We start from the raw sequence: 19,699 nt of genomic DNA, 5'->3' as shown, positions 1-19,699 counted from the left end.
GCCGCCGCGGCGGCCCCCACCACCGGGTGCGGCAAGGCGCCCGCCCTCGGCAACGGGACGTACACGATCCAGAGCGGCGGCAAGAACCGCACGTTCATCCTCAAGGTCCCCGACGGCTACGACCGCAACCGCCCCTACCGGCTCGTGTTCGGCTTCCACTGGCTGGGCGGGACCTCCACCGACGTCTCCACCGGCCGCACGGTCGAGACCGGCACCTGGGCCTACTACGGGCTCCAGCGGCTCGCGAACAACAGCGCGATCTTCGTCGCGCCCCAGGGCCTCAACAACGGGTGGGCGAACTCCGGCGGCGAGGACGTCGCCTTCACCGACGCCATGCTGCGGCGCATCGAGGACGGCCTGTGCGTGGACACCACGCAGCGCTTCGCCCTCGGCTTCAGCTACGGCGCCGCCATGTCGTACTCCCTCGCCTGCTCGCGCGCCACCGTCTTCCGCGCCGTCGCCGTCCAGAGCGGCGGGCAGCTCAGCGGTTGCTCCGGTGGCACCCAGCCCATCGCCTACCTGGGCGTGCACGGTCTGCGGGACAACGTCCTCGGCATCGCCGGCGGGCGCTCGCTGCGCGACCGGTTCGTCCGCACCAACGGCTGCACCGCGCAGAACCCGCCCGAGCCCGACCAGGGCAGCCTCAGCCACCGCGTCACCACGTACGCGGGCTGCTCGGCCGGGCACCCCGTCGCCTGGGCCGCGTTCGACGAGGGCCACATCGCCGCCCCGCAGGACGGCGCCCCCGGCGACAGCGGCTCCCGGACCTGGCTGCCCGCCGAGATCTGGCGGTTCTTCACCCAGTTCCGGACCAGCTGACTCACGGCCGGACGCGGTTCGCCGGGGTCGGCTCACCCCGGCACCGGTCGTGAGGCCAGCCGCCCCTGCGCCGTGTCCCAGCCGGCACGGCGCAGGCGGTCGGCCGGGGCGCGCAGGGAGGCGTACGAGTCCTCAGCGCCCCCACGTGCCCGAACCCACCCGCTCCGCGTCTCCCCTCACGCCCTGTCCGGGCGCGGCCCGTCGTCCTCGGTGCGTCCCCGGACCGTCCTGCGGAAGTCGAGCGGGGCCAGGCCCGCGCGGTGGGCGAAGTACTTGCTGAACTGCGACGGGCTGCTGAACCCGAGCTGGCCGGAGATCTGTCCCGAGGTCCGGTCGCCGTGGGCGAGCAGGCGCTTGGCCTCCAGCATGACCCGGCGGTCGATGAACTCCTTGGCGCTGAGCCCGGCGGCATGGCCGGTCGACCGGGCGAGTGTGCGGGCGGAGTAGCCGAGCTGGTGTGCGTAGTCCTCCACGCGCCGGGTCCGGGCGAAGTCGCGTTCGACCGCGGCGCGGAACCGCAGGAACGTCTCGTCCGGCTCCGGGGCGGGGCTGCCGGCGGGGACGCTGAGGTGGGCCAGGCGCAGCAGCAGGACCGCGAGAAGGTTGCGCAGGGCGAGCACGTGCACGTCCAGGGGCAGTTGCCCGAGTGAGCGGAACTCCCGGCCGAGGTGGTGAAGGGCCAGGTCCACGGCGTCGGCGTCGTCGCCGTCCGGGGTGGTGGCCGGGGCCGCGTGCGGGTCGTCCACGCGGGCGGCCGTCGCGGTGGTCCGGTCGAGCGCGTCCTCCCGGAAGAGGATCAGCGTGCCCTCGGCTCCGCCGGTGTCGCCCCACTGGTGCACCTGCCCGGGGCGCACCCACAGCCAGGACCCCGGTGTGAGGGCGTAGCCGTGGAAGTCGACGGTGTGCCGGAGGGCGCCCGCGGTGACGGCGAGCAGGTGATGGAAGTCGGGGCGCTGCGGCCGGGTGAGCGCGGGTCCGGCGACCCGGCGCCGCAGTTCGGCCAGCGTCATGACCTCGATCCCGGCGGGGGTGCCCGCGGGCGCGGCGAACGGGATCTCGGGGATCTTCCGCGGGGGTCTGTGTCGTTCTCCGGCCACCATCGGTCGCGACTCTACCCGGCCCGCCAGGGTCGGGCATGTCGGCTTTTGAACATCATCCGTCGCGAACGGCCCCGGACTTCCCCCGTCGGCGGGCCTAATTTGTCCATGTCACCGCTCGATCGCGGGTGTCGTCCCCCCTCAGATCCTCACGCAAGGAAGACAGTCATGAGCAGCACCAAGAACACGGTCCTCCAGGCCGCCGCCGAACTCTTCGGCGACAAGGACCCCTCCGCCGTGGACCGCTGGGTGGCCACGGACTACACGCAGCACAGCGCGCTCGCCGCCGACGGCCCGCAGGCGCTGCGCGGGCTCGTCGCCGGCCTGGGCAAGGACTTCCGCTACGACGCTGCCCGGGTCATCGCCGACGGCGACCTCGTCGTCCTCCACGGCACCTACCACAGCTTCGGTCCGGCCCCGCTGGTCGGTTTCGACGTCTTCCGTGTCGACGCGGACGGCAAGCTGGCCGAGCACTGGGACGCGCTCACCCCGCTGGTCGCCGAGACCGTCTCCGGCCGCTCCCAGACGGACGGCCCCGCCGAGGTCACCGAGCCCGGCGCGACCGACGCCAACCGTGCCCTGGTGGCCGAGTTCGCCGAGAAGGTCCTCGTCGGCGCCGACTACTCGGTGCTCGCCGACTACATCTCCACCGAGACGTACCACCAGCACAACCCCGACGCCGCCGACGGCCTCGACGGGTTCGGCGCGGCTGCCGCCAAGTGGGCCGAGCAGGGCAAGCACCTCGTCTACAGGAAGGTCCACCGGGTCGTCGCCGAGGGCGAGTTCGTCCTGACCCAGTCCGAGGGCGAGTTCGGCGTGCCCGTCGCCTACTACGACCTCTTCCGCGTCGCCGACGGCAGGATCGTCGAACACTGGGACGTCATCGCCCCTATTCCGGCCGAACTCCCGCACCCCAACGGCCTGTTCTGACGGCAGGGGCCGCTGTCCGGGCCTCGCCGCGACAGGGGGCGATACATGTGATGTCTCGCAGTCGGCCCATCGCTCCAAACCTGAGCAAAAAGCCTCAACTCCCCCTGAGTATCCCGTGATTCATCCCTGCACGAGGGTTGACCCGTCTGACACGCGGATGAGATTCCTTGGACTCGTCCGCCTCATCCCCCACAGACGTTTCGGGAGTCACCGTGTCAGCAGGCCCCTCACGCAGGCAGATTCTGGGTGCGGCCGGTGCGACCGCCGTCGCGACGGCGCTGCCTCTGGTCGGCGGCCCGGGCTCGCGAGCCCGGGCCGCCGACCTGCCGCAGGACAGCCTCGCCCGGCTGGTCGACCTGCGCTTCGGCATGTTCAACCACTTCAACCTCGGCACCTTCACCGACGAGGAGTGGGCGGCCCCGCACCAGAGCCCGGGGCTCTTCGCGCCGACCGCCGTCGACTGCGCCCAGTGGGCCGCGGCAGCGGCGGCGGCGAAAATGAGCTACGGCGTGCTGACGACCAAGCACCACGACGGCTTCTGCCTGTGGCCCACCGCCTACGGCGAGCAGAACGTCAGCCGCAGCCCCTACCCGCACGACATCGTCGCGCAGTACGTCGAGGCGTTCCGCGCGCACGGCCTGAAGGTCGGCCTGTACTTCTCGATCTGGGACCGCACCCACAGCGTCGAGGCGTACGACACCCGCCACGGCGTCGGCGCGCAGGAGGCGGTCCAGCCCGCCGACCTGACCTACATCCTCGGCCAGATCACCGAACTCCTCACCGGATACGGGGAGATCGACCTGTTCGTGACGGACGGCTGGGCCTGGCAGATGGGCCAGCAGGCCGTCTCCTACCAGCGGGTGCGCGAGCACGTGAAGGCGCTCCAGCCGAACATCGTGATGATCGACCACGGCGCGCTGTCCGTGCCCTTCCTCGGCGACGCCATCTACTTCGAGGAGCCGCTCGGCGTCACGGCCCCGGCGGGCAACACGTACGCCGCGCTCCAGGGGCAGACGATCAGCGACGGCTGGTTCTGGCATCCGAGCACCCCGGCGAAGGACCCGATGAGCAGGGCGGCCATCCTCTCCCACCTGGCCGACCTGGAACCGAAGTACACGTCGTTCATCCTCAACTGCCCGCCGAACCGTGACGGCGTGCTCGACGCCAACATCGTGCGGCGCCTGGCCGAGGTCGGCGCCGCCTGGAGCCCGGACGCCTCCAGGCCCCCGCTGCCCGCGCAGCCCCCGCGCGTCGAGCACCCCGTCACACCGGTCGGCGCCTATGCCACCGCCTTCCACACCGGCGAGGGCCCGCTCCACGCGATCGACGGGCTGAGCGACCGCGGCTTCGAGACCTGCTGGTCCACCTGGAGCCTGCCGCTGCCCCAGTCCGTCACCATCGACCTCGGCGGCGTCTGGAGCGGCATCTCGTCCCTGGAGTACCTCCCCAAGCAGTGGAACCGCACCGGCTCCACAGACGGCGACATCACCGCGTACACCGTGCACACGAGCACCGACGGGGTCTCCTTCACCCAGGTCGCGAGCGGCGCCTGGCCCGGCGACCGGACTCTCAAGACGGCGCAGTGGACCGCCGGGGACGCGGGTTTCGTACGGATCACCGTCACCGCGGGCACCGGCGGGTACGCCAACATCGGCGGGCTCAGGATCGGCAGCCGGACCGCGAGGCCGGTGCTGCGGTCCACCACGCTGCCCGGGGACGGCACGGTCTACCGGCTGGTCGCGCGGCACAGCGGCAAGGTGGCCGACGTCAGGGGCGGGACCGCGAACGGCACGCAGGTCGTCCAGTGGCCGTGGTCCGGCTCGGCGCACCAGCGGTGGACGTTCGCCTCCACCGGGGACGGCTACTTCACGGTCCGCGGCGTCGGGAGCGGCCGGCTCCTGGAGATCGGGGGCCTGTCCCGCGCGGAGGGAGGCGCCGCCGGGATCTGGGACGCCGCCGACGCCCCGCAGCAGCACTGGGCTCTCACCCCGACCGGCGACGGCCACCACTTCCTCACCAACCGCCTCAGCGGACTCGCCCTCGACGTCAGCGGCGGGCTCACCGACGACGGCACGGCCCTCGACCAGCGGACGTACACCGCAGCCGCCCGGCAACAGTGGCGGATCGTCCCCGTCTAAGGAGACCACCTCTGACCTGCACCTTCACGCCCATCGATCGACCCTGTCACTCGACATTACCGCTCGATATTGTCACTTGACCAAGTTGCCTGTACGGTGAGGGCACCGAAGCACGCGACAAGGAGTGGCCATGAGCAGCGGGCAGAACGAGAACACGACGGACGTCGTCGTCATAGGGGCGGGACTGGCCGGGCTGACCGCCGCGCGGGAGCTGGTGGCGGCCGGCCGGTCCGTCGCCGTGCTGGAGGCGCGGGACCGGGTCGGGGGTCGGCTGCTGAACCACCGTCTCGGGGACGGCCAGGTCACCGAGATCGGCGGGCAGTTCGTCGGCCCCACCCAGGACCGCATCCTGGCCCTGGCCCGCGAGGTCGGCGTGGACACCTACCGCGCCGAGATCCCCGGCGAGAACGTCTACGTGCACGACGGCAGGGCCAAGCGCTACTCCGGCCACACGCCTCCGGACCTCCTCGCCCTCCCCGACATGGGCATCGCCCTGGCCCGGATCGCGCAGGCCGCCGCGAAGGTGCCCCCGCACGCCCCGTGGCAGGCGGCGAAGGCGCGGGAGCTGGACGGCATGACGTACGAGAGCTGGCTGCGCAAGGCGGAGATCACCGGCGCCGGCGTCGACATGATCAACATCTTCCTGAACTCCGCGTACGGCGGCGAGGCGCGGGACGCGTCCGCGCTGTTCAGCCTCTGGTACGTCGCGACGTTCGGCGACGAGACGCACCCCGGCACGATGGAGCGCGGCACCGGCACCACGGGCGGCGCGCAGGACAGCCGTTTCGTCGGCGGTTCACAGCTCGTCGCGCAGCGGCTGGCCGAGGAACTCGACGGCCGGGTCCACCTCTCGGCGCCCGTGCGCCGGATCAGCCAGGACTCCACCGGCGTCACCGTCGTCTCGGACGCCGGGACCTGGCGGGCCGGCCATGTCGTGGTCGCCGTACCGCCGGTGCTCGCCTCGCGGATCGTGTGGGACCCGCTGCTGCCGGCCCAGCAGGACCAGCTCCTCCAGCGGCTCCCGTTCGGGACGCTCATGAAGTGCGTGGCCGTCTACGACAAGCCGTTCTGGCGGGCCGAGGGGCTCTCGGGGATGGGGCTGCTGCGCGGGGGCTCCCCGATCCGGGAGATGTTCGACAACTCCCCGCCGGACGGCGGTCAGGGCGTCCTCATGGGCTTCCTCGGCGGCAAGGAGTGGCGCACGTGGGCCCACCGTCCGGCCAAGGAGCGCCGGGGCGCCGTCCTGCGGTCCTTCGCGCAGGTCGTCGGGGACCGCGCGTTCGACACGGTCGACTACGTCGAGCAGGACTGGACGGCCGAGCAGTGGACCCAGGGCGGCCCCACCTCGGTCGCGGCGCCGGGCGTGCTCACCGGTTTCGGCGAGTGGATGGGCCGGCCGTTCGGGCGGGTCCACTGGGCGGGCGCCGAGTTCTCGCCGTACTGGAACGGGTTCATGGACGGCGCGGTGCGCTCCGGACAGGACGCCGCGACCGAACTCCTCAAGCAGGGCTGACCGGCGACCGCCGTAGCGAAAGGCACTTCCCCCATGAACTCCTTCATCGTCACCGAACACGCCGTCATCGACGCCCCCGTGCACCGGGTCTGGGAGGTCGTCTCCCGCACCGACCGCTACGCCGAGTGGGTCGCCGGGGTGATCGAGGTGACCCGCCACCACGGCGTCGCCGTCGAGGGCGAGACGTACGCCGAGCGCAACCGCACCCTCGGGCCGCTGAGCACCTCGTCCGTCTGGACGGTCCGGGACGTCGTCCCGATGGCCTGCCGGGTCGACACGGGCACCGGGTTCGCGCCCCTGCGGGACATGACCAGCATCTTCGAGTTCCAGCCGATCGGGGACCAGGGCCGGGAGCGGACCGAGATGACGTACCAGGTGGAGTACTCCATCGGACTCGGCCCCCTCGGACAGTTCCTCAACCGGATCCAGGAGCCCGGTATGCGCGTCAACATGCGGGCCTCCATGGCCAACCTCGACCGCCTGCTGCGCTCCGAGGCGACGGCGACCGCCCCCTGACCCCGCCGGGACGGGGCACCGCCCGCGATCCGCCGTCCGACGGATCGCGGGCGGGTGTGTTCAGCCCTGGTAGGGGGCGGTGACGTCCAGGACCCAGGTGACGCCGAAGCGGTCGGTGAGCATGCCGTACAGCGGGGCCCACGGGGCGGGCTCCAGGGGGCGTACGACGGTCGAGCCGTCGGCGAGCTTCTCCCACAGGGCGGTGACCTCCGCCGTGTCGTCGCCGCGCACGGAGACGAAGAAGGGGTTCTCGCCCTGGCTCCAGGGGAGGTGGGAGGGGACGTCGTAGGCCATGACGTGGAAGCCGTTGTCCGCGCGGACCTCGCCCCACATCACCCAGTCCGCTTCGCTCTCGTCCTGTACGGCGCCCGCGTCCTTGTAGGTGACGGCGAGGGCGCTTCCGCCGAAGACGGACCGGTAGAAGTCCAGTGCCTGGCGTGCGGTGCCCCGGAAGTTGAGGTGGGTGGTGGTCGTGATGGACATGTGCTGCTCCTCGCCTCGGTGGAGTGGTGAACGCGCACCACTGTGGCGGAGGTGGAGGACAGGGTGGGTCCTGTACTTCCGTGAGGATGGGGCGCATGCAGAAAACGTCGTCGCGGCTGCTCGCGCTGCTCTCCCTGCTTCAGACGCACCGCGACTGGTCGGGAGGGGATCTCGCCGGGCGGCTCGCCGTCACCTCGCGCACCGTGCGCCGTGACATCGACCGGCTGCGGGAACTCGGGTACCGGATCAGCACGGTGAAGGGGCCGGGCGGCGGTTACCGGCTGGAGGCCGGCGCCCAGCTGCCGCCCCTGCTGTTCGACGACGGGCAGGCCGTCGCCCTGGCGGTCGCGTTGCAGACGGCGGCGGCCGGTACGGCCGTCGCCGAGGACGCCGCCCGCGCCCTGGCGACGCTGCGCCAGGTCCTGCCGTCCCGTCTGCGTCACCGCATCGACCTGCTGCGCGTCACCGCCGTCCGGCCCCCCGCCGACCCGGTCGGCCCTGAGGTCCTGGTGGAGTTGAGCCGCGCGATCCACGCCCGCGAGGAACTGCGTCTCGATCACACGCCCGGTGGCCTCCGGCGCGTCCAGCCCCATCACCTGGTCACCCGGGGGCAGCGCTGGTACCTCGTGGCCTGGGACCTCGACCGCGCTGACTGGCGCACGTTCCGCGTCGACCGGGTCCGGCCCCGTACTCCGGCCGGTCCCCGGTTCACGCCGCGCGAGCTCCCCGGCGGGAGCGTCGCCGCCTTCGTCACCAGCCGGTTCCGGGGCAACGACGGCACCGCCACCGCGTGGCCCTGCCGGGGCGAGGTCGTCCTGCACCTCCCGGCCGCCGAGGTCGCGCCCTTCGCCGAGGACGCGATCGTCGAGGAACTCGGTCCCCGGCGCTGCCGGCTCACCGCCGGTTCCTGGTCGTGGACCGGGCTCGCCGCCGCCGTCGGCCGCTTCGACGCGGAGATCGAGGTCGTCGGGCCGCCCGAACTGGCCGCCGCGTTCGCGGGCCTCGCCGCCCGCTACGCGCGGGCCGCCGCGCCGCCGGAGGCCGGTCCGGCGACATGACAACACCCCCTTTGTCGTTCGACCCTATCGGTCGACAGAAATAAGGGAACTGATCGCCTAGCATGCAGGCATGGCTCACGTGTCCGCGGCGGAACGCCGCCCTCAACTGATCAGAGCGGCCATCGACCTCATGACCCGCGAGGGGGTCGCCGCGGGCAGCACCCGGGCCATCGCCGCCGAACTGGGCGTGGCCCAGCCCACCGTGCACTACCTGTTCGGCACCAAGGAGGAGCTGTACCGGGCGGTCATGGAGCAGCTCACGCAGGACCTGGTCGCCCAGGCCGAGCGGTCCGCGCCGGCCGACGGGACCTTCGCGGAGTCCCTCGCCACGCTCATCGACGTCCTGTGGCAGACCGTCATCGACCAGCCGGGCTCCTACCAGCTGCTGACCGAGCTGACGATGTACGCCCTGCGCACCCCGCACCTGAGCGGCGCCCTGGACAACCACTTCGACGGGATCATCGCGGTCACGGCGCGGCTGATCACCCAGGCCGCCGAACGGACCGGCCACCCGCTCACCCGGCCCGCCGGGACGACCGCGCGCTTCTTCCTCGCCGCCTTCGACGGCCTCACCACCCAGCACCTGTCCGCACCGGACGAGGAAGCCGAACGGGCCTGCCTCCAAGAGCTGCTCAAGGCGGTCCTGGCGATGGCCTGACACGGCCCCGGCAGGCAGCCTCAAGGACACACGCGGCACCACACCCGTGGGGGCCGCTCGCGTCGACGCGAGCGGCCCCCGTCTCACACCTCGGGTCAGGCCTGCGCCCCCGCGCGGCGCCGACGCGCGAAGTAGGCCGCGCCGCCGCCGGCCGCGACGACCGCGAGGCCCGCGCCCGCGATGAGGGGGGTGCTGCTGGACCCGCCGGTCTCGGCGAGCTCCTGCCCGTCGGCGCTCGGCTGGTTGGCGCCCTTGGCGCCCGCGGGCACCGCCGCCGCCTCGCCGGTGGTGGCCGGCGCGGCGGGCTTGGACTTGGCGAGCACCGCGGCGAACGCCCCGGCGATCACCTTGTGCCCGTCGGCGTTGGGGTGCGGGTCCGTCTTCGGGGTGCAGACCCAGGTGAGCTTGCAGACCGTGGCGACGTTGCGCGGCACCTTCCCGAAGACGGGCGTGTCGACCTGGGTGGTGAAGTCGTCCGAGAAGTACGCGCCGGCGACGTCCGCGACCTGGAAGCCGGTGGACGTGAACACCTGCGAGATGCCCGTGTTGGCGGCCTTGACCAGGGGCGCGGAGTCCTTGGCGGACTTCTGGCCCGCCGGGCCCAGCAGCCAGGTCGCCAGGAACGGGTTGTAGTACGTCGAGCCGACGAACTGCGTGTTCTTCGTGCCCGCCTTGCGCAGCGCGGCCGTGATCTGGGCGATGTTCTTGCCCATGGTCGCGCGCGTCCGGTTCAGGCACTGCGCGTCGAGGGCGCCGGCCGGGCTGACGCACGCCTTGATGTCGTTGGCGCCCACGGTGAGCGTCACCAGGGCGACCTTGCCGCGGTGCTGGGCCATGGCCTTGAGCGCGGCGTCCAGCTGGGACTTCGCCTTCGGGTAGCGGCACACGCCACCGTTGATCAGCGTCTTGGTCGTCTCGCCGGTGCAGCCCAGGCGTATGTGCTGCAAGCCGGGGTCGCGCTGCTTGAGCTGCGTGTAGAGCTGGTCGGTGTAGGCGGTGCGGGTGTCCTTGTCGACGTCCGGCTGGTAGCCGGAGGCCACGGAGTCACCGAGCGAGATGTAGTACGTGGCGTCCTTCACGGACGTCGCGTCGTGGGCGGCGGCGAGGGCCGGGGTGCTCAGCACGACCGTCATCGCGGACAGGGCGATGCCGGGTCCGAAACGCCGAAGCAGGTTCATTGAATGCGTGCGCTTTCCACTTGATGGGGGAGCTGCCGGGCGGCATGCGCTTTCCGGCGGCGGACAGGATGCCTCGGGTGAGGCGTGGGGGGTGCTGTCGCTGTGGGAGCGCGGGAGTTGTGCCCTGGGCTCTTCTCGGCGAGGCAGAGATCAATCTAGTGGCTGAAACTCGCGCTTCGATGTGGCTGATCGACAAAGTGCGCCCCGATATGACACGTGTAATCGCCATACCGTCATACTCGGCCCCGATTCCGTACACCTCGGACCTCCCGCCGCCCGCTCACACCTCGACGACGTCCGCCCTGTCGAGGACCTCGTCGACCAGGGTCGCCTGCCGCACGGAGGCGTCCGCGTCCGCGGTGAGGCCGTCACCGCGCCGCACGGCGTCGGTGAAGACGCGGACCACGTTGGCGAACTGGTGGTCGGCGGGCAGGGTCCGTTCCTCGACGTGGTCCTGCCGCCGGACCCAGAGCACGGGCTGGTACGTCTCCGGCGGGGTGAACGCCCGGTCGAGGCCCAGCCGGCCGGTGGTGCCCGCGAGTTCGTAGGAGGCGCGGTAGGCGTGCTCCATCCCGAACGTCACGTGCGCGGGCACGCCGGTGGCGTCGCTCAGCAGGATGGCGCCCGAGAGGACGACCCCGGCGCGGCGGCGCAGGACGGCGCCGGTGACGGTGAGGCCGGGGCCCAGGAAGTGCTGGGCGGCCCGGAGCGGGTAGATGCCGGCCTCCAGGAGCATGCCGCCGCCGACGGGCAGGGTGCGGATGTCGCCCGGGGGTTTTGGGGGGATCGTGAACGTGCCGGTGAAGGCGCGCAGTTCGCCGATCGTGCCGTCGGCGAGCGCCTCGGTGACGGCGGTGTGCTGGCTGTGGTGGAGGAACATGACGTTCTCGAACAGCAGCAGTCCGCGCTGCCGGGCGAGGGAGAAGAGGCGGGCCGCCGTGGGGGCGTCGGTGCACAGCGGCTTCTCGGCGAGGACGTGCTTGCCCGCGCGCAGGGCGCGTTCGATCCACTCGGCGTGCAGCGTCGCGGGCAGGGGGACGTACACGGCGTCGATGTCGGCGCGGTCCAGGAGAGCCTCGTACCCGGTGACCGCCGTACAGCCGTGGCGGGCGGCGAGCTGTTCGGCCTTCGCGGTGTCCCGGCTGGCCACGGCGGTCAGGGTCGCGTGGTCCGCGTGGTCCAGGAGGGCGGGGATCATCTTTCGTACGGCGATGTCGGCGCAGCCGAGCACCCCGAACCGCAGGGGGGTCATGCCGGTCCTCCGCTGCGCAGGGTTTGCAGGCAGGCGACGCAGCTGCGCAGTTCGACGTTGAGGTAGTTGCTGTGCTGGAGGAGGTCGCCGAGCTGGTCGACGGTGAGCCAGCGGTACTCCTCGGGGACGTCGAGCGGGAACTCGTCGCCGACCTCGACGATCAGGTAGCGGTTCTGGGCGTGGTGGAAGCGTCCGCCCTCCTCGGACTGGAGGACGTCGAAGCGGATCTGTTCCGGCGCCACCGACAGGACGTGGTCGAGGAACCTGGGGCGGTGTTCGGGCGGTACGCCGCGGTAGTTGGCCGGCTGGCACTGCACGGTGGGGGCGAGTTCGGCGACGTTGAGGAGCCCGGCGTCCGTACGGGCCTCGACCAGCGCGTGCAGGACCCCGTCGATCTGTTTGACCAGCAGGGCGAGCAGGCCCGCTTCGAGGGGGGCGAACAGCGGCTGGGTCCAGGAGCCCACCTCGCGGCTGGTGGCCTGCACCTCGACGGCGACGACGTCGAAGTAGAGGCCGTCGCGGTGGGTGATCCGGTCGTCCTCGCGTATCCAGCCGCCCTCGGCGGCGAGGTCCAGCGGGACGCGCCGCTGGACGAGTTCGCGCTGGGCGCGTACCTCGGTGAGCCAGCTGATGATGTCTCCCCCGCCGTGCACGCCCTCGGCTCCGCGCGCGGTGGATTCGTGGAGCGAGCCGGCGAACGGCGACCTCGGCGGGCTGCTTCCGCGGTCCAGGTGCGGCGGGATGCAGGACAGGACGGTGCGCGCGTCCATGTTCACCAGGTTCGGGACGCGCAGCAGGCGGCGGATCTGGGCGAGGGTCAGCCAGCAGAAGTCGTCGTCGAGGGGGACGTCCTCGTCGGTCTCGACGATCATGTTGCGGTTGCGTTTGTGCAGGAACCAGGCGCCCTGTTCGGACTGGAGGACGTCGGCGAGGACCCGGCCGCGCCGGGGCCGGCGGAAGTACGGGAGGTACTTGATGGGCCGCCCGCCGTGGACGCCCGTGTAGTTGCTGCGGGTGGCCTGGACGGTCGGGGAGAGCTGAAGCCCGTTGATGTTGCCGGGCTCCATCTTGGCCTGTATGAGGAAGTGGTGGACGCCGTCGAACTCCTTGGCCAGGATGCCCAGCACCCCGATCTCCGGCTGCACGATGATCGGCTGGACCCAGCTGGAGATCCAGGTGCGGTCGGTCTGTACGTGCAGTCCCTCGACGGTGAAGAACCGGCCGCTGTCGTGGGCGAGGTTGCCGGTGTCCGGCGCGAACGACCAGCCGTCCAGTTCGGCGAACGGGATCCGGCCGACGGTGAACCGGTGGGCCGCCGCGCGTTCGGCGAACCAGTCGTGGAAGCGGCTGAGCGGCATCAGGTCGCTGTCGAGGGTCAGTGCGGAGCCGGCGAGCGACCGGGGGCGTTGTGCCGTGGTCATCGCGCACCGGCCTGCGCGAGGTTGTGGGGGGTGCTCATCTCACTGGTCTTCATGGCGGTGGCTCCCAGGAGTGGCTGACTGGGCGGAGGACCGGACCGTAACAAGCGCTCCGGACGCTCCCCAGCTCCACGCCCTCCAGCTTTTCCGGCACCTTGTTGGCGCGTCCGGTGGGGTGCAGCGGTCTGTCGCCGGGCAGGACGAGAGGTTCCGCCGTTTCAGGGGTTGGGCAGGCGGCGGAAGCGGTCGGCCTCGTAGCCGACGGCCGGGATGCCCAGGAGATCGTCGATGCCGGGGAAGCCCTCGTCCTGCTGGAACGGTGCGCCGTGCACGGTCGTGTCCTGGGTCGGGCCCGCGTGCATCCCGGTGTGTGCGGCACCGAGTTCCATGAGGTAGCCGCCGGCCGCGGCCGGATCGCGGCGGTCGCGGGTGACGGCCTGGGAGGCGTACGTGTTCATGGCGGCGGCGCGTTCGAAGAGGGTGGTCGCCGACATCGCCGGGCGGCGGGCCGGGCGGCCGTCCACGCCCTTGACGCGCATGCCCTGTGTCTGGGCGGCGGCGAGCGTCGCTTGCAGTCCGGCTGTCGGGTCCAGGTTCATGCTGACGTCGTAGCGGGTGACGAACGCCTGGAGTTCGGGGCTCATGGTGCCGCTCGCGAGGTACGCGTCGACCTGTGGCTGGTAGCCGTCCTCGCGGATGCTCTCCAGGTAGAGGGTGCGGACGCCGGCGGCGTGGACGGCCGCCATGTTGGTGATCAGGAACTCCCAGATCCGCGCCCCGGAGTGGGGTCCGCCGATGGCCACGCCCTCGTACTGGGCCAGCAGGGCGGTCAGGTCGCCCATCGCGTCCGGGGTCGCGGCGTCGGCCAGGGCGTTGTCCACGTCCTGGTGGCGCTGCTGACGGTCCGCCGGGGTTTGCGTGTACGCGTCGCGTACGGCCCGTGCGTCGAGGCCGAGTTGCGTGTCGCGGGCGTCCTGCTGGTTCCAGTGGCCGGCCGTGGCGGGGTCGGCGCGGCCGATGCCTTCGATGACCGCGTTGCGTCCGGCCGCCCAGGGCACGCCGGGCGCGAGTCTGTTGAGGTTGCCGAGGCTCTGGTGGAGCTGCTGGTCGGTCTCCTGGAGCGTCTGCGGGTCGACGTCGATGTCGAGGCGCTCCTTGGTGCTGGCGTTCCGGGTGGCCTGCGGGAGGCTCTGCCACTCGGCGGCCGTCAGCGTGTTCGGGGTGCGCCCGCCCGAGAAGGAGCGGCGAGGGCCGCGTACCCGCAGGGAGGGGCCCGGCGGGTGCTGGTGCAGTTCGTCCTCGGTGACGCGCTGGATCGCCGGCGCGGTGCGGCGCTGTTCGACGATGCGGGAGACCGCCGCGTTCCCGATGAGCGGCTGGAGCCCGAGCATCGGTGCCGCGGCCTCCGGCCGTACGGCGTGCGCGGCTCCCCGCGGTTGCCTCTCCTGCTCGTCACCGCTCTGCCGCGCCCGCATACGTCCCCTCTCCTGCCCCCGGGCGTCCAGGGTCGCCGTGCCTGCCCGCCCTGCGGTACGTCCGGGCGGGCAGGTACGGGTGCAGAGGGCTTGCCCTTTCACGCGGGCGGGGGCCGGCCCTTGCCGCCTCTTCTTACTTACCTGTAAGTTATTAGTATGGTTACGACGGTGGCCGAAGTGGCCGCATCAGACATCAAGGCCCTTGAGGCGTTCTGCGATCGATGGCAGCAGGCCTGGAACGAGCACGACGGCGACGCCGCGGCAGCGTTGTGCGCCGAAGACCTGGTGTACGACGAGCCGGCGCTCGGCGAGACGGCGCACGGCCCGGACAGCATCCGCGACTTCGTGACGCGGATGGCCCACGCCTTTCCCGACTACTCGTTCACACGCATGGGGCTGTACGGGGAGGCGACGCGGCGGGCCGTGCTGGTGGCGTGGCGCTTCTCGGGAACCCTGGCCGGCACGGACCAGCGCGTCGAGTTCCACGGCGACGACCGGCTGGAGCTGGGAGAGGACGGGCTGATCCATGCCTACCGATGCCTCTACGACTACCGCTACGTCCTGAGCCAGCTCAAGCGCGCGGACACCGGACAGTGACCGAGCCGGGCCGCACGCGCAAGCCGGCGGCGGTACGGCGGGCCGAGATCATGGAAGCGGCCGACGCGGAGTTCGCCCTCAAGGGACTGTCGGGGGCGGGGATCGAGGCGATCGCCGCCCGGGTCGGCATCTCGCATCCCCGGATCGTGCAGATGTTCGGCTCGAAGCGTGACCTGTTCCTTCAGGTCGTCCACGCGGCCTACGACAGGATCGAGGCCACGTTCGAGAGCACCGAACCGACGCTGAGCGCGCTCGGTGACGCCTACCGGCACCTCTTGCAGAGCCGGCCCAGCGTCGGCCCCGTCCTGTTGCAGGCCTACGCCGCCGCGGGCGACCCGGTGGTCCAGGAGTCGGTACGGACGCGGCAACTCGCCCTCCAGCAGACCATCACCCGCCTGACAGGCGCCGACCCGATGCAGGTGCGGTCCTTCTTGGCCACCGGTCTCGTCCTGACGGTCTCCACAGTACTGGACCTGCCCGAACGGCGCGCCGATACGCAGTGGTGCGCCTGGATCATCGGCCTCACGGACCCGCCCGCCGACACGCGATGAGGTACGACCGGCCCTTGCCGTGGGCACCCGCAGCACCACGGCATGCCGCCCGCCTTCCCGAAATGGACACCCCATGACAGAACACCTTGAGATCCGGTCGGCTTCCGGCACCTTCGACGCGATCGCGGCGGGGCCCGCCGACGGGCGCCCCGTCCTGCTCCTGCACGGCTTTCCGCAGACGGCCCTCCTCTGGGAGGAGTACCTGACCGCGCTGGGCGACCGCGGCTTCCGCGCGGTCGCGCCCGACACCCGTGGCTATTCGCCAGGCGTACGCCCGATGTCCGCCGACGCGTACGGGGTGGGTGAGCTCGTCGGGGACGTTCTCGCCGTGGCCGACGCACTGGCCTGGGACCGCTTCGACCTCATCGGACACGACTGGGGTGGCGCCATCGCCTGGTGGACGGCGGCCCGGCACCCCGGGCGACTGCGCACCCTCACGGCCGTGTCGACACCGCACCCCAGCGCACTGCGCGAGGCACATCGCATCGACGACGATCAGCGCCGCCGCTCCCAGTACCAACAGGACTGGCGCAGCCCGGACACGGAGGCCCGCTTTTTGGCGAACGACGCCGCGCTTCTGCGTTCCCTCTACCAGGGCAAGGTTCCCGACCGTCACGTCGACGCGTATGTCCAACGCCTCTCCGAACCCGGTGCGCTCAGCGCGGCCCTCAACTACTACCGAGCCGACCGGCCCGACGCCGCCGTCGGGAAGATCCAGGTACCCACGCTCTACGTCTGGGGCACCGAGGACATCGCCCTCGGGTCCACCGCGGCCCGGGCCACGGAAGACTGGGTGAGCGGCCCCTACTCGTTCCACGCACTGCACGGCGTCAGCCACTGGGTCCCCGACGAAGCTCCCGAGGTCCTCACCAGCCTGATCGTCGACCACCTGAACGAGCATGCACCGTCGCTGTGACGCCGTGCCGGCCGAGCTTGGGGGAAGTTCCCGGCTCGCGCCTGACTGCCTTGCCACCAGCGTTTCAGACGCGTCCGTCGCGGAGGGGTGAAGCACTCGCGCGGTGCGCAGAACGGCAGAGGTGGCGCTCCTGGCCGGGGGGGGTCGCGCAAGACGGTGTCCCGGGTCCTCAGCTACGAGCCCTATGTCTCCGAGGACGCCCACGCCAAGGTTCTCGCGGCGGCTGCGGAACTCGGTTACCGGTGTGGTCGCCCTGGGCACCGCCGGGTACGGCACCGCTTCACTGCTCGTGCATGTCGAGCGGGCCGTGCGCTCCGTCTGGTCAACACGCCGGACGGCGCCCCTGCGGGTATCGCGGGGGCGGTGGAGTCGCTGCTCGACCAAGGGGTGGACGGCGTCATCGCCTCCGAACCGATCGTGGAAGGGGAGGTCAGCGTCCGTGTCAACGTCCCTGTCCTCTTTCTGGGGGCACCGCCCGCTTTTTTCCCCCGCACGGTGACCATGGGGGTGGGCGCGCGCGAACTGGCGCGGGCGGCCACCGACCATCTGTTGGACCTGGGGCATCCGACCGTCCATCACCTCGCCGGCCCGCGCCGCTGGTACGCCACCAAGGACCGTATCGAGGGACGGCGGGCGGCACTTGCGGCGCGGGGCGCGCACGAACCGCCTCTGCTCAGCGGTGACCGGTCGCCCGCCTCCGGGTATGCGGCGGGGCGCGAACTGGCCTCGGACAGTTCGGTGACCGCAGTGTTCGCGGCGAGGGCCGAGATGACCGTCGGCCTGATCCACGCCCTGCGTGAGGCGGGGCGCCGGGTGCCGGAGGAGATCAGTGTCGTCGGGTTCGACGGCAACCCGGTCTTCGCCTACGTGTCCCCGCCTCTGACCACCGTGCGCCAGCCCTTCGACGCAGCGGCGCGGCAAGGGGTCCGACTGCTCGTCCACGCCATCGAGAAGCCGGACGCGGAGTTGCCGCCGGCGAGCGAGCCACCGGTCGACTGGCTGCCCACCGGCGGCCCGAACGGGACCCTCGTGGCCACCGCCCACAGCAGCGACGACCTGTTCGTCAACACGCGGAACGGCGCCGCGGACACCTGGACGCGGATGCCCTCCAACGCGGGTGGCGGCTACAGCCGCGGCCTGCTTCCGCTGGCCGACGGACACAGCCTGATGGTGTTCAGCACGGGCTTCGGCGGCGACAACCGCCGCAACCCGGTCACGTACAGCACGGTCGACTTCGGCGGGGGCATCTCCGAAGGCGCGACCTACACCATGACCAACGCGAGCAGCGCCCTGAACCTCGCCATCGCGGGCGGCTCCACCGCCACCCAGCAGACCCCCACCGCCACCGCCGACCAGCAGTGGCGCTTCGAGCAGCAGTCCTTTGGACCATCAAGAACGCCAGGAGCAGCCTGAACCTCGACATCAGCGGCTCCTCCACCACGGCGGGAGCCGCCCTCGTCCAGAACACTCCCTCCAGCGCCGCGTCCCAGAAGTGGCCCCTCACCGACGCGGGCGGCGGCGACGTCAGCCTCCGGAACGTGAACAGCGCCCTCGTCGCCGAAGTCGCCCAGTCCTCCACGTCCAACGGGGCAGCCGTCGTCCAGTAGGGCAGTGCCGGTCTCGGCGACCAGCTCTGGAGGATCGTCCGCGTCAACTGACAGCTCCGCCATGCCATGGCCGTGCGCGGGAACCACCGGCGAGACGGTTCCCGCGCATGACACCCGCGCCGGGCGACGGCTCAGGGCCGTACCCGGTTGTTGCGGGCCACGTGGCCGTACCAGTGGGCCGAGGGCTTGGCGGCCCGCTGCTGTGTGGTGCGGTCGACCGCTACGAGGCCGTACTTGGGGCGGTAGCCGTCCCACCACTCGAAGTTGTCCAGCAGGGACCAGTGGACGTATCCGGTGACGGGCAGTCCGTCGTCGATCAGCTCGTGCACAGCGCGCAGGCCCGCTCGGATGTAGTCGACGCGCTCGGTGTCCGCCTCGGTCGCGACGCCGTGCTCGGTGATGACGATCTCCTTGCCGGGGAACAGGTCCGCCACGCGTCGGATCGTCGCGGCGACGGCCTCCGGGGCCCACCGGTACCCCATCTGCGTGCGGCGGATCCCGTCGGCGGCGCCTTCCACGGGTACGGCGGCAGCGGCGTTGCGGCGCAGGAGGGGCACCACGAGCGCTTGCGTCAGGCGGCGGCTGCGCAGCAGGGCAGCGCTCACGTACCCGAGGGCGCGGGGGGCGTTGACGTCGAGTCGGGTGTAGGTCTGGACTCCGAGGAAGTCGTCCTCGGCGGTCTCGGCGAAGAACCGGTCCTCGTGGAGTTCCCGGGCCCATTCCAGGATCGGGGTTCCGCCCGGGTCGGCATGCCAGTCCTGGAGCGCGTGCGCCATGCCGACCTTGACGCCGGGCGCGAGTTCGCGGATGATCTCGCGGGCGGCGCGGTGTGCGGAGTTCACTCCCGCGGCGGCGGCGTCGTACGCGTCGAGGCTGCGGACGAACGGTGGCGTCGGGAAGGTGCCCAGATACCCCCGCGTGATCATGTTGCCGGGTTCGTTGATCGTGCAGATGTAGGGGGCTCGGCTTTCCAGGTGTTCCATCACGTGCCTGGTGTAGCGCGCGAACCAGGACGGGAGGCTGGGGTTCGTCCAGGCGCCCGCGCGGGTGACCCAGGCCGGCAGGGTGAAGTGTTGCAGCGTGATGATCGGGGTGACGCCGTGCTCCAGGCAGGTGTCGGCCATGTCGGCGTAGTGCCGGAGCGCCTCGCGGTCGAACTCTCCCTCGCGGGGCTCGACGCGCGCCCACTCCACGGAGAAGCGGTAGGTGTTCAGCCCGAGTTCCGCGAGCAGGGCGATGTCGTCCTTGTAGCGGTTGAAGTGGTCGCAGGCGGCGCCCGACGGGTCCGCCATGGGTGCCTGGGGGCGCGGGTCGGTCTCCCATTGCCACCAGTCGCTGGCCGTGTTGTCGCCTTCGACCTGGTGCGCGGCGGTCGCGGCGCCCCAGTGGAAGCGGTCGGGGAAGGTCAGTGGTTCGGGCACGGGTCGGCTCCTGGGGTGGGTGCTCTGTGACGCCGGCCGTGTACCGGCCATGTTACTAACGCGCGTTAGTAA

At 71.6% G+C, this 19,699-nt stretch carries 19 protein-coding genes and 1 pseudogene; 13 read left to right on the top strand and 7 right to left on the bottom strand.

Annotated elements, in window-relative coordinates; all coding sequences use genetic code 11:
- Positions 1-819, top strand: an 819-nt coding sequence (locus AOK24_RS25005; protein WP_055722325.1) for a CE1 family esterase, incomplete at its 5' end; no start/stop codon positions are given.
- 176 nt (positions 820-995) lie between these two features.
- On the opposite strand, the gene AOK24_RS25000 is transcribed toward AOK24_RS25005, so the two are convergent.
- On the bottom strand, positions 996-1,919 hold the full coding sequence (locus AOK24_RS25000; protein ID WP_055722324.1) for a helix-turn-helix domain-containing protein: 924 nt from the start codon (positions 1,917-1,919) through the stop codon (positions 996-998).
- Between the two features lie 165 nt (positions 1,920-2,084).
- Between AOK24_RS25000 and AOK24_RS24995 the strand changes: the two genes are divergently transcribed.
- The 4 genes from AOK24_RS24995 to AOK24_RS24980 all read left to right on the top strand — a co-directional run bounded on the left by AOK24_RS24995 (position 2,085) and on the right by AOK24_RS24980 (position 7,013).
- Entirely contained in the window at positions 2,085-2,846 is a 762-nt protein-coding gene (locus AOK24_RS24995) for a nuclear transport factor 2 family protein (protein ID WP_055722323.1), read from the top strand.
- A gap of 212 nt (positions 2,847-3,058) precedes the next feature.
- The gene (locus AOK24_RS24990; RefSeq protein WP_055722322.1) at positions 3,059-4,984 is read left to right on the top strand and encodes an alpha-L-fucosidase; all 1,926 of its coding nucleotides are present in this window, start codon (positions 3,059-3,061) and stop codon (positions 4,982-4,984) included.
- 130 nt (positions 4,985-5,114) lie between these two features.
- The gene (locus AOK24_RS24985) at positions 5,115-6,497 is read left to right on the top strand and encodes a flavin monoamine oxidase family protein (protein WP_055722321.1); all 1,383 of its coding nucleotides are present in this window, start codon (positions 5,115-5,117) and stop codon (positions 6,495-6,497) included.
- A 33-nt stretch (positions 6,498-6,530) separates the two neighbouring features.
- Positions 6,531-7,013 carry an SRPBCC family protein gene (locus tag AOK24_RS24980; protein WP_055722320.1) on the top strand — a complete coding sequence of 161 codons (483 nt, stop codon included), beginning with the start codon at positions 6,531-6,533 and terminating at the stop codon, positions 7,011-7,013.
- 60 nt (positions 7,014-7,073) lie between these two features.
- Here AOK24_RS24980 and AOK24_RS24975 read toward each other — a convergent pair whose 3' ends face one another.
- Entirely contained in the window at positions 7,074-7,496 is a 423-nt protein-coding gene (locus tag AOK24_RS24975; protein WP_055722319.1) for a VOC family protein, read from the bottom strand.
- 95 nt (positions 7,497-7,591) lie between these two features.
- On the opposite strand from AOK24_RS24975, the gene AOK24_RS24970 reads away from it, so the two are divergent.
- Together AOK24_RS24970 and AOK24_RS24965 are read left to right on the top strand one after the other, a co-directional pair.
- Positions 7,592-8,554 carry a helix-turn-helix transcriptional regulator gene (locus AOK24_RS24970; RefSeq protein ID WP_055722318.1) on the top strand — a complete coding sequence of 321 codons (963 nt, stop codon included), beginning with the start codon at positions 7,592-7,594 and terminating at the stop codon, positions 8,552-8,554.
- 70 nt (positions 8,555-8,624) lie between these two features.
- Positions 8,625-9,212 carry a TetR/AcrR family transcriptional regulator gene (locus AOK24_RS24965; RefSeq protein WP_055722317.1) on the top strand — a complete coding sequence of 196 codons (588 nt, stop codon included), beginning with the start codon at positions 8,625-8,627 and terminating at the stop codon, positions 9,210-9,212.
- 95 nt (positions 9,213-9,307) lie between these two features.
- On the opposite strand, the gene AOK24_RS24960 is transcribed toward AOK24_RS24965, so the two are convergent.
- From AOK24_RS24960 to AOK24_RS24945, 4 genes are all read right to left on the bottom strand, one after another.
- Positions 9,308-10,390 carry an SGNH/GDSL hydrolase family protein gene (locus AOK24_RS24960; protein WP_240554108.1) on the bottom strand — a complete coding sequence of 361 codons (1,083 nt, stop codon included), beginning with the start codon at positions 10,388-10,390 and terminating at the stop codon, positions 9,308-9,310.
- A gap of 280 nt (positions 10,391-10,670) precedes the next feature.
- Positions 10,671-11,642 (bottom strand): Gfo/Idh/MocA family protein, encoded by a 972-nt coding sequence (locus tag AOK24_RS24955; RefSeq protein ID WP_055722316.1) that lies wholly within the window; start codon positions 11,640-11,642, stop codon positions 10,671-10,673.
- Positions 11,639-13,063 (bottom strand): NDP-hexose 2,3-dehydratase family protein, encoded by a 1,425-nt coding sequence (locus AOK24_RS24950; RefSeq protein WP_055722315.1) that lies wholly within the window; start codon positions 13,061-13,063, stop codon positions 11,639-11,641. The genes AOK24_RS24955 and AOK24_RS24950 overlap by 4 nt, the downstream gene beginning before the upstream one ends.
- Positions 13,064-13,278: 215 nt before the next feature.
- A complete protein-coding gene (locus tag AOK24_RS24945) occupies positions 13,279-14,535 on the bottom strand; it encodes a TraB/GumN family protein (protein ID WP_055722314.1) in 1,257 nt (418 codons plus the stop codon).
- A 168-nt stretch (positions 14,536-14,703) separates the two neighbouring features.
- On the opposite strand from AOK24_RS24945, the gene AOK24_RS24940 reads away from it, so the two are divergent.
- The 6 genes and pseudogenes from AOK24_RS24940 to AOK24_RS52520 all read left to right on the top strand — a co-directional run bounded on the left by AOK24_RS24940 (position 14,704) and on the right by AOK24_RS52520 (position 18,206).
- Positions 14,704-15,132 (top strand): nuclear transport factor 2 family protein, encoded by a 429-nt coding sequence (locus AOK24_RS24940; protein WP_079056986.1) that lies wholly within the window; start codon positions 14,704-14,706, stop codon positions 15,130-15,132.
- Positions 15,129-15,683 carry a TetR/AcrR family transcriptional regulator gene (locus AOK24_RS24935; RefSeq protein ID WP_240001485.1) on the top strand — a complete coding sequence of 185 codons (555 nt, stop codon included), beginning with the start codon at positions 15,129-15,131 and terminating at the stop codon, positions 15,681-15,683. The genes AOK24_RS24940 and AOK24_RS24935 overlap by 4 nt, the downstream gene beginning before the upstream one ends.
- A 73-nt stretch (positions 15,684-15,756) precedes the next feature.
- Positions 15,757-16,599 (top strand): alpha/beta fold hydrolase, encoded by an 843-nt coding sequence (locus AOK24_RS24930; protein WP_055722312.1) that lies wholly within the window; start codon positions 15,757-15,759, stop codon positions 16,597-16,599.
- Between the two features lie 87 nt (positions 16,600-16,686).
- A pseudogene (locus AOK24_RS52805) lies at positions 16,687-16,797 on the top strand (hypothetical protein); the annotation flags it as partial.
- Positions 16,798-16,962: 165 nt separating this feature from the next.
- Positions 16,963-18,012 (top strand): substrate-binding domain-containing protein, encoded by a 1,050-nt coding sequence (locus AOK24_RS52800; protein ID WP_409123163.1) that lies wholly within the window; start codon positions 16,963-16,965, stop codon positions 18,010-18,012.
- Positions 17,958-18,206 carry an RICIN domain-containing protein gene (locus tag AOK24_RS52520; protein ID WP_055722311.1) on the top strand — a complete coding sequence of 83 codons (249 nt, stop codon included), beginning with the start codon at positions 17,958-17,960 and terminating at the stop codon, positions 18,204-18,206. Before AOK24_RS52800 ends, AOK24_RS52520 begins: the two co-directional genes overlap by 55 nt.
- Before the next feature lie 131 nt (positions 18,207-18,337).
- On the opposite strand, the gene AOK24_RS24915 is transcribed toward AOK24_RS52520, so the two are convergent.
- On the bottom strand, positions 18,338-19,627 hold the full coding sequence (locus tag AOK24_RS24915) for a glycoside hydrolase family 1 protein (protein ID WP_055722310.1): 1,290 nt from the start codon (positions 19,625-19,627) through the stop codon (positions 18,338-18,340).
- Positions 19,628-19,699: the final 72 nt, after the last annotated feature.

Source organism: Streptomyces niveiscabiei (genome assembly GCF_001419795.1).
Lineage (GTDB): Bacteria > Actinomycetota > Actinomycetes > Streptomycetales > Streptomycetaceae > Streptomyces > Streptomyces niveiscabiei.
The sequence above is the reverse complement of the archived record's forward strand: the minus strand, read 5'-3'. Positions and strand labels throughout refer to the sequence as shown.

Bases quoted from the DNA above. Each gene is read 5' to 3' on its own strand.
- AOK24_RS24930 (WP_055722312.1), top strand. From the start codon at position 15,757: ATGACAGAACACCTTGAGATCCGGTCGGCTTCCGGCACCTTCGACGCG.
- AOK24_RS24985 (WP_055722321.1), top strand. From the start codon at position 5,115: ATGAGCAGCGGGCAGAACGAGAACACGACGGACGTCGTCGTCATAGGG.
- AOK24_RS25000 (WP_055722324.1), bottom strand. From the start codon at position 1,919: ATGGTGGCCGGAGAACGACACAGACCCCCGCGGAAGATCCCCGAGATC.
- AOK24_RS24965 (WP_055722317.1), top strand. From the start codon at position 8,625: ATGGCTCACGTGTCCGCGGCGGAACGCCGCCCTCAACTGATCAGAGCG.
- AOK24_RS24975 (WP_055722319.1), bottom strand. From the start codon at position 7,496: ATGTCCATCACGACCACCACCCACCTCAACTTCCGGGGCACCGCACGC.
- AOK24_RS24995 (WP_055722323.1), top strand. From the start codon at position 2,085: ATGAGCAGCACCAAGAACACGGTCCTCCAGGCCGCCGCCGAACTCTTC.
- AOK24_RS24980 (WP_055722320.1), top strand. From the start codon at position 6,531: ATGAACTCCTTCATCGTCACCGAACACGCCGTCATCGACGCCCCCGTG.
- AOK24_RS24945 (WP_055722314.1), bottom strand. From the start codon at position 14,535: ATGCGGGCGCGGCAGAGCGGTGACGAGCAGGAGAGGCAACCGCGGGGA.
- AOK24_RS24960 (WP_240554108.1), bottom strand. From the start codon at position 10,390: ATGAACCTGCTTCGGCGTTTCGGACCCGGCATCGCCCTGTCCGCGATG.
- AOK24_RS24970 (WP_055722318.1), top strand. From the start codon at position 7,592: ATGCAGAAAACGTCGTCGCGGCTGCTCGCGCTGCTCTCCCTGCTTCAG.
- AOK24_RS24950 (WP_055722315.1), bottom strand. From the start codon at position 13,063: ATGACCACGGCACAACGCCCCCGGTCGCTCGCCGGCTCCGCACTGACC.
- AOK24_RS24955 (WP_055722316.1), bottom strand. From the start codon at position 11,642: ATGACCCCCCTGCGGTTCGGGGTGCTCGGCTGCGCCGACATCGCCGTA.